Annotated in this window: 7 protein-coding genes; 6 read left to right on the top strand and 1 reads right to left on the bottom strand. The window is 72.6% G+C overall.

Annotated features, from left to right (window positions below):
• The first annotated feature begins 57 nt into the window (after positions 1-57).
• Complete coding sequence (locus G5B56_RS17385; RefSeq protein ID WP_164964035.1) at positions 58-1020, top strand: hypothetical protein; 963 nt, start codon at positions 58-60, stop codon at positions 1018-1020.
• A 14-nt stretch (positions 1021-1034) separates the two neighbouring features.
• On the opposite strand, the gene G5B56_RS17380 is transcribed toward G5B56_RS17385, so the two are convergent.
• On the bottom strand, positions 1035-2636 hold the full coding sequence (locus tag G5B56_RS17380; RefSeq protein ID WP_164964034.1) for an iron ABC transporter permease: 1602 nt from the start codon (positions 2634-2636) through the stop codon (positions 1035-1037).
• A 92-nt stretch (positions 2637-2728) separates the two neighbouring features.
• On the opposite strand from G5B56_RS17380, the gene G5B56_RS17375 reads away from it, so the two are divergent.
• The 5 genes from G5B56_RS17375 (at position 2729) to rocF (ending at position 8096) form a co-directional block, all read left to right on the top strand.
• Complete coding sequence (locus G5B56_RS17375) at positions 2729-3811, top strand: ABC transporter ATP-binding protein (protein ID WP_009858246.1); 1083 nt, start codon at positions 2729-2731, stop codon at positions 3809-3811.
• A gap of 225 nt (positions 3812-4036) precedes the next feature.
• Positions 4037-5476, top strand: a complete 1440-nt coding sequence (locus G5B56_RS17370; protein WP_009858245.1) for a S41 family peptidase — start codon at positions 4037-4039, stop codon at positions 5474-5476.
• 46 nt (positions 5477-5522) lie between these two features.
• Positions 5523-6281 (top strand): molybdopterin-synthase adenylyltransferase MoeB, encoded by a 759-nt coding sequence (locus tag G5B56_RS17365; RefSeq protein ID WP_009858244.1) that lies wholly within the window; start codon positions 5523-5525, stop codon positions 6279-6281.
• Positions 6278-7174 carry a TIGR00730 family Rossman fold protein gene (locus tag G5B56_RS17360; RefSeq protein WP_164964033.1) on the top strand — a complete coding sequence of 299 codons (897 nt, stop codon included), beginning with the start codon at positions 6278-6280 and terminating at the stop codon, positions 7172-7174. Before G5B56_RS17365 ends, G5B56_RS17360 begins: the two co-directional genes overlap by 4 nt.
• Positions 7167-8096, top strand: a complete 930-nt coding sequence (gene rocF / locus G5B56_RS17355; protein WP_164964032.1) for an arginase — start codon at positions 7167-7169, stop codon at positions 8094-8096. Before G5B56_RS17360 ends, rocF begins: the two co-directional genes overlap by 8 nt.
• The last annotated feature ends 5 nt before the right edge of the window (positions 8097-8101 follow it).

Here is an 8101-nt window from a genome sequence, read left to right as displayed (position 1 = left end):
CTCGGCCTTGACGCTGCCGCGGGCAACGCGGCGCGCTTTGCGCGATGCTCGCGGCCGATGTCCCTGCCGCCGCTGTCCCACCACGAGATCCTGACGCTGGTCGCGCCGCTGTCGCGCCGCGGCTGCCGCGTCGAGCTGGCGGCCAGCGACCGCCTCGCGCGCCGCCTCGTCTTCCGCGCCACCGAACACGCCGCCACCGACGCGCTGCCGGCGATCCACGACCAGCTCGAACTCGACTGCAGCGCCGAAGGCCGCTTCAAGCTCACCCGTGTGCTGACGATGGCCGGCGCGCGCGCCCGCCTCGAAGCCGCCGGCCCCGACGCCGGCGCGCTGCACGACCGGCTGACGGCCGTCACGCCGCAGCGCGCCTTCAGCGCCGGCCAGGGCTGGGCGGTGGCCCGCGACTACACGGTCGACGGCGACGGCGAAGACGGCCTGATCCTGCAGCGCGGCGTCGCGCGCATCGCCGGCGGCCTGACGCTGACGCTGTCGCTGCCGGCGGTGCGCCGCATGTCGGCCGAGCTGACGCTGGCGGCCACCGGCGGCCACGAGCTGGAGCTGCCCGAGGACGTGCTCGCGGTGCTGGGCTGGAACTGGGCGCCGCTGGCGCGCAAGCCCGGCGGCTGGGAGAGCCGGCTGCGTGTGCCGGGCGGCATCGCCCAGCGCTGCCGCCGCGCCGAAGCCGACCTGGACCGCGCCGCCGCCCACCTGGCGCAGACGCTGGCCGAGCCGCCGGCGCGGTATCACGAACGCCTGGCGGCGGCGCGCTGGGTCGCGGCCTTCCGGCGCGCGATCCCGTCGCTGACCGCGGTCGCGCTGGTCGCCACCGTGGCGCTGATGCCGCACGGCGGCGACGACCGCAACACGCCGGGGCTGTGGTTCGTCTTCTATCACCTGCCGACGCTGGTGCTGGCGCTCAGCTTCTGCCTGCAGGAGATGCCGCGTTTCGAGATCCCGCCGCTGCCGCGGCGCTCGGCTGCGGCCGACTGGCGGCGCCTGCCGCGCCCGGCGCGCGCCTGAGGCAGGCCGCCGCCTCAGCGCCGCAGCGCGCGCGACAGCAGCAGCACCGGCAGCAGGCCGACGGCGACGATGGCCAGCGACGGCAGCGCCGCCTCGGCCAGGCGCTCGTCGCGCGCGAAGTTGTAGGCGACGACGGCCAGCGTGTCGCGGCCGAAGGGGCGCAGCACCAGCGTCGCCGGCAGTTCCTTCATCGCGTCGACGAAGACCAGCAGCGCTGCGGCCAGCGCCGAGCGCCGCAAGAGCGGCAGGTGCAGCTCGCGCCACAGCCGCCAGCCACCGCCGCCCAGCAGGCGCGCGCTCTCGTCGACCGAAGCCGGCACGCGTGCATAACCCGCCTCGACCGACTGCAGCGCCACCGCCGAGAAGCGCACCAGGTAGGCGTAGACCAGGCCGAAGGCGGTGCCGGTGAACAGCGCGCCCAGCGGCGCCTCGGGCCAGACGCGCTGCACCCAGGCCACCGGCAGCAGCAGGCCGACGGCGATCACCGCGCCGGGCACCGCGTAACCCAGCGACAGCACACGCGCGGCCAGCGGCAGCGGCCCGCCGCCGCCGCGGCGCAGCGCGAAACCCAGCGCCAGCGCCAGCGCGGTGGCCGCCAGCGCGGCCAGCCCGGCGAGCTCGAAGCTGTTGCGCGCCCATTCGGCAAAACGCGGCAGCGGCAGGCCGAACTCGGACACCGTCGCCTCCTGCCACACCAGCCAGCCCAGCCAGCCGACCGGCAGCACGAACCCGAGCAGCACCGGCAGCGCACACAGCGCCAGCATCGCGGCGGCCGCGCCGCCGCGCAGCACCAGCGGCCGCGCATCGGCCGAACCGGCGCCGCCCGGACGCGAAGCGGCGAAACGCAGCCGCTTCTGCGCCCGGCGTTCGACGACCAGCAGCAGCGCGACGACGGCCAGCAGCATCGAGGCCAGCTGCGCCGCGGCGACGCGGTCGTCCATCACCAGCCAGGCCTTGTAGATGCCGGTGCTGAAGGTCGTCAGCCCGAAGTAGCTGCCGACGCCGTAGTCGGCCAGCGTCTCCATCAGCGCCAGCGCGATGCCGGCGGCGATCGCCGGGCGCGCCAGCGGCAGCGCCACCTCCAGCACACGCCGGCGCAGGCCGGCGCCGAGCAGGCGCGCCGCTTCCATCATCGGCGCCGCGCGTTCGCCGAGCGCGGTGCGCGCCAGCAGGTAGACGTACGGATAGAGGCACAGCACGAACAGCAGCACCGCGCCCCAGAGGCTGCGCACGTCGGGCCACAACGCGCCCTGCGCGCCGGTCAGCGCGCGCAAGGCCACCTGGATCGGGCCGCTGTACTGCAGCGCGTCGGTCCAGGCATAGGCCAGCACGTAGGCCGGCATCGCCAGCGGCAGCAGCAGCGCCCATTCCAGCACGCGCCGGCCGGGGAAGTCGAACAGCGTCACCGCCGCCGCCGCGCCGGTGCCGACCAGCGCGACGCCGACGCCGACACCCAGCACCAGCAGCAGCGACTGCGCGGCGTAGCCGGCCATCACGGTCGAGGCCTGGTGGCGCAGGACCTCCAGCGCCCCGGCGTCCAGCGTCGCCCAGGCGCCGAGCACGCCGAACACCGGCAGCGCCAGCAGCACGCAGAGGATTGTCAGCAGCAGTCGCATCGCAGTCGGCCCGGGAACCGCCGGCGATGGCGGCGGTTCGCGCCGGGTGTCCGGCGGGGCAGCGTGGTAATACGAACAATTATCATGGACCGATGTTCCTGAACGTGGATTCGGTCTCCGTGCGCTACACGCGGGGCACGGCGCGGGCGGCCGTCGAGGCGGTGTCGCTGGGCCTGGCCGCGGGCCAGATCGGCGTGCTGCTGGGGCCTTCGGGCTGCGGCAAGACCTCGCTGCTGCGCGCCGTCGCCGGGCTGGAGCGCTGCGCCGCCGGCCGCATCACGATGGACGGGCGCACGCTGTCGGACGCCTCGGCCGGCGTGCACCTGGAGCCGGAGGCGCGGCGCGTCGGCATGGTGTTCCAGGACTACGCGCTGTTCCCGCACCTGACGGTGGCCGAGAACGTCGGTTTCGGGCTGAAGGCGCTGGCGCGCGCCGAGCGCGAGGCGCGCGTGGCGGCGATGCTGGACCTCGTCGGCCTGGGCCACGCGGCGCGCCGCGCGCCGCACCAGCTGTCGGGCGGCCAGCAGCAGCGCATCGCGCTGGCGCGGGCGCTGGCGCCGAGGCCCGAGCTGCTGCTGCTCGACGAGCCCTTCTCCAGCCTGGACGCCGACCTGCGCGAGTCGCTGGCGCAGGAGCTGCGCGCGATCCTCAAGGACAGCGGCACGACGGCGCTGCTGGTCACGCACGACCAGCTCGAGGCCTTCGCGCTGGGCGACGTCGTCGGCGTGATGCACGACGGCCGGCTCGAGCAGTGGGACGAGCCCTACACGCTGTACCACCGCCCGGCGAGCCGTTTCGTCGCCGGCTTCATCGGCCACGGCGTGTTCGCGCCGGCGCGCATCGCCGCCGACGGCGGCACGCCGGCGGTGCACACGCCGCTGGGCGCGCTGGCCGACGTCGCCGAATGCCCGCTGCCGGGCGCCTACCCCGGAGACGAGTGCGAGGTGCTGCTGCGCGCCGACGACGTCGTGCACGACGACACGAGCCCGGTGAAGGCCTGCATCGAGCGCAAGGCCTTCCGCGGCTCGGAGTTCCTCTACACGCTGCGCCTGCCCGGCGGCGAGCGCCTGCTGGCGCACGTGCCCTCGCATCACGACCACCAGATCGGCGAATGGATCGGCATCCGCGCCGAGGTCGACCACGTCGTGACCTTTGCGCGCCCCCAAGCTCGCTGACGCTCGCTACCCCCGAGGGGGCCGTCCGCCAACGGACCGGCAAAGCCGGGCCGTGGCGGGAAGCTTGATCGGATGCGCCAGACATGTCCGGCCCGCCGCCGTGGCCGTCGCCGTGCAGCACGCCACGCCGGGTGAGGGTCCTCACCCATCCCCCTGCCCCGTGGCAGCACAACCCCGCACCCTATACTGCGCCGCAGTAGAAAGTCGGCTTCGGAGCAGGACGTCATGGGTGCAAAACTGAGAGTTGCCGGGCTGCTGGCGGTGGGGGCCCTCGCGGGCGCGATGACGACGCTGCAGCTGCAGGCCAACGCGCGCGAGACGCTCGCGCCGCTGCCGCTGGAAGAGCTGCAGCAGCTCGCCGCGGTGTTCGGCATGATCAAGAGCGACTACGTCGAGCCGGTCGACGAGAAGAAGCTGATCTCCGACGCCATCGGCGGCATGGTCGCCGGGCTGGACCCGCATTCGCAGTACTTCGACAAGAAGAGCTTCAAGGAATTCCGCGAGAGCACCGGCGGCAAGTTCGTCGGCATCGGCATCGAGATGGGCATGGAAGACGGCCTCGTGAAGGTCGTCTCGCCGATCGAGGGCTCGCCGGCCTTCCGTGCCGGGCTGAAGCCGGGTGACCTGATCACGCGCATCGACGACACCGCGGTCAAGGGCCTGACGGTCGACCAGGCCGTCAAGCGCATGCGCGGCGAACCCAACACCAAGGTCAGCCTGACGGTGCTGCGCAAGAGCGAGAACCGCAGCTTCCCGGTGACGATCACGCGCGAGGAGATCCGCGTGCAGAGCGTGCGCGCGAAGATGTTCGAGCCGGGTTACGCCTGGGTCCGTGTCAGCCAGTTCCAGGACCGCACCGTCGACGACTTCGCGCGCAAGGTCGAGGAGCTGTACAAGCAGGACCCGAACATCAAGGGCATCGTGCTCGACCTGCGCAACGACCCGGGCGGCCTGCTCGACGGTGCGGTGGCGATCGCCTCGGCCTTCCTGCCGCCGGACGTCGTCGTCGTCTCGACCAACGGCCAGATCGCCGACTCCAAGGCGACCTTCAAGGCCGCGCCCGAGTACTACCTGCGCCGCGCCGGCGCCGACCCGCTGCGCAAGCTGCCGGCGGCGCTGAAGACGGTGCCGCTGGTGGTGCTGGTCAACGAAGGCTCGGCCTCGGCCAGCGAGATCGTCGCCGGCGCGCTGCAGGACCACAAGCGCGCCACCGTGATGGGCGCGCAGACCTTCGGCAAGGGCTCGGTGCAGACCGTGCGCCCGCTGTCGGCCGACACCGCGCTGAAGATCACGACGGCGCGCTACTACACGCCGTCGGGCCGCTCGATCCAGGCCAAGGGCATCGTGCCCGACATCTGGCTCGACGAGACCGCCGAAGGCAACGTCTTCGCCGCGCTGCGCATGCGCGAGGCCGACCTCGAGAAGCACCTGCAAGGTGCCGACGAGAAGAAGGACGACGCACGCGAGAAGGCGCGCGAGGAAGCGCGCCAGAAGCTCGAGGAGCAGTTCGCCAAGAACAAGGAGACGCCCAAGCCGCTGCCCGAGTTCGGCAGCGCCGAGGACTTCCCGCTGGTGCAGGCCTTCAACCAGCTGCGCGGCAAGCCGGTGATCGTCAGCAAGACCGCTGTCGAGCGCCAGGCCGAGGCGGCCGACGACAAGCAGTGAGCCTGACGCGCGTGCCCGCCGGCACGCGCGCCGCCAGGACGATCACGTGAACGACGAGCAGCTGCTGCGCTACTCGCGCCACATCCTGCTCGACGCGCTGGGCATCGAGGGCCAGCAGCGGCTGCTGGCCGCGCACGCCCTCGTCATCGGCGCCGGCGGCCTGGGTTCGCCGGTCGGGCTGTACCTGGGCAGCGCCGGCGTCGGCCGCATCACCGTCGTCGACGACGACACGGTCGACGCCACCAACCTGCAGCGCCAGATCGCCCACCGGCTCGACCGCATCGGCACGCCGAAGGCCGCGTCGCTGGCCGCCGGCATCGCGGCGCTGAACCCCGACGTGCAGCTGGACGTGCGTGTGCAGCGCGCCGACGCCGCGCTGCTCGACGAACTGGTGCCGCAGGCCGACGTCGTGCTCGACTGCAGCGACAACTTCCGCACCCGCCACGCCGTCAACGCCGCCTGCGTGCAGCACCGCCGGCCGCTGGTCTCGGGTGCGGCGATCGGCTTCGACGGCCAGGTCTCGGTGTTCGACCCCCGCCGCGACGACGCCCCGTGTTACGCCTGCCTGTTCCCGCCCGATGCCGGCCACGAGGACGCGGCCTGCGCGACGATGGGCGTGTTCGCGCCGCTGGTCGGCCTGGTCGGCAGCGCCCAGGCCGCCGAGGCACTGAAGTTGCTCGCCGGCATCGGCGAGCCGCTCGCCGGGCGGCTGCTGCTGGTCGACGCGATGGGCATGCGCTTCGACGAGATCCGCGTCGCGCGCGCCGAAGCCTGCCCCGTCTGCCGTTTAAGCTCGCCACCATGAACGATCCCCGCCACCCGATCCTCTCGACCCGCAACTTCCCGACCGCCGAGGAGGACGCGCGCACGATGGAGGGCCAGCGCTACGCCGGCCCCGAGAGCGCCTATCGACTGGCCTTCACCGACACCAACTTCCTGCTGCGCGAGGAGCTGCGCCCGGTGCGCATGCAGCTGGAGCTGCTCAAGCCCGAGCTGGTGCAGCAGGAACAGGGCATCGAGTCGACGATCGTCATCTTCGGCAGCGCCCGCATCCTGCCCGAGGACGTCGCCCGCCAGCGCCTGGACGCCGCGCGTGCGACCGGCGACACCACGGCCGTCGCCCGCGCCGAGGCGGCGCTGGCGATGAGCGCCTACTACGAGCAGGCGCGGCGTTTCGCGGCCATCGTCACCGAACGTTCGGCGAAGCTGGCCGCGCCGATCTACGTCGTCACCGGCGGCGGCCCCGGCATCATGGAGGCGGGCAACCGCGGCGCCTTCGAGGTCGGCGGCAAGAGTCTGGGCCTGAACATCGTGCTGCCGCACGAGCAGGCGCCCAACCCGTACATCACGCCGGAGCTGTGTTTCCAGTTCCACTACTTCGCGCTGCGCAAGATGCACTTCGTGATGCGCAGCAAGGCGCTGGTGTGTTTCCCCGGCGGCTTCGGCACGCTGGACGAACTCTTCGAGACGATGACGCTGATCCAGACCGGCAAGAGCCGGCCGCGGCCGATCCTGCTGTTCGGGCGCGCGTTCTGGGAGAAGCTGATCAACTTCGAGCACCTGGTCGAGACCGGCATGATCGGTGCCGGCGACCTGAACCTGTTCCGCTTCGTCGAGACCGCCGAGGAGGCCTGGGACCACCTGGCTTCGTTCTACGGCTTCGACACCCTCCCGAACGAGGAGACCCGCGATGTCTGACCCCGTCCGCCGCGTCAGCCTGATCGGCGCGCCCACCGACATCGGCGCCGGCGCACGCGGCGCCAGCATGGGCCCCGAGGCGATGCGTGTCGCCGGCCTGCAGACGACGCTGGAGTCGCACGAGGTCGAGGTGCTGGACCGCGGCAACCTCGGCGGCCCGTCCAACCCGTGGCTGCCGCCGGTCGAGGGCTACCGCCACCTGGAGCAGGTCGTCGCCTGGAACCGGGCCGTGCACGACGCGGTGCACGCCGAGCTGGCCGACGGCCGCATGCCGATCCTGCTCGGCGGCGACCACTGCCTGGCGATCGGCTCGATCAGCGCCGTCGCGCGCCACTGCCGCGAAGCCGGCAAACGCCTGCGCGTGCTCTGGCTCGACGCCCACGCCGACTTCAACACCAGCCTGCTGACACCCAGCGGCAACATCCACGGCATGCCGGTGGCCTGCCTCTGCGGCCACGGCCCGAAGGATCTCGTCGAGATCGGCGGCCAGGTGCCGGCGCTGAACCCGAAATGGGTGCGCCAGATCGGCATCCGCAGCGTCGACCCGGGCGAAAAACGTTTCGTGCACGAGGTCGGGCTCGAGGTCTTCGACATGCGCTACATCGACGAGATGGGCATGCGCCACACGATGGAGCTGGCGCTGGCGACGCTGGACGCCAACACCCATCTGCACGTCAGCTTCGACGTCGACTTCCTCGACCCCGAGATCGCGCCCGGCGTCGGCACCACGATCCCGGGCGGCCCGACCTACCGCGAAGCCCAGCTCTGCATGGAGATGATCGCCGACACCGGCCGCCTGGCCAGCCTCGACGTGATGGAGCTGAACCCGGCGCTGGACGTGCGCAACAAGACCGCCGTGCTCGCCGTCGACCTGATCGAGAGCCTGTTCGGCAAGAGCACGCTGATGCGCGCACCGCGCTGATCGCC

This window comes from Rubrivivax sp. JA1026 (assembly GCF_011065555.1).
Classification (GTDB): domain Bacteria; phylum Pseudomonadota; class Gammaproteobacteria; order Burkholderiales; family Burkholderiaceae_C; genus Rubrivivax; species Rubrivivax benzoatilyticus.
Note: the sequence above shows the minus strand (reverse complement) of the source record. Positions and strands in the feature narration are given on the sequence as shown.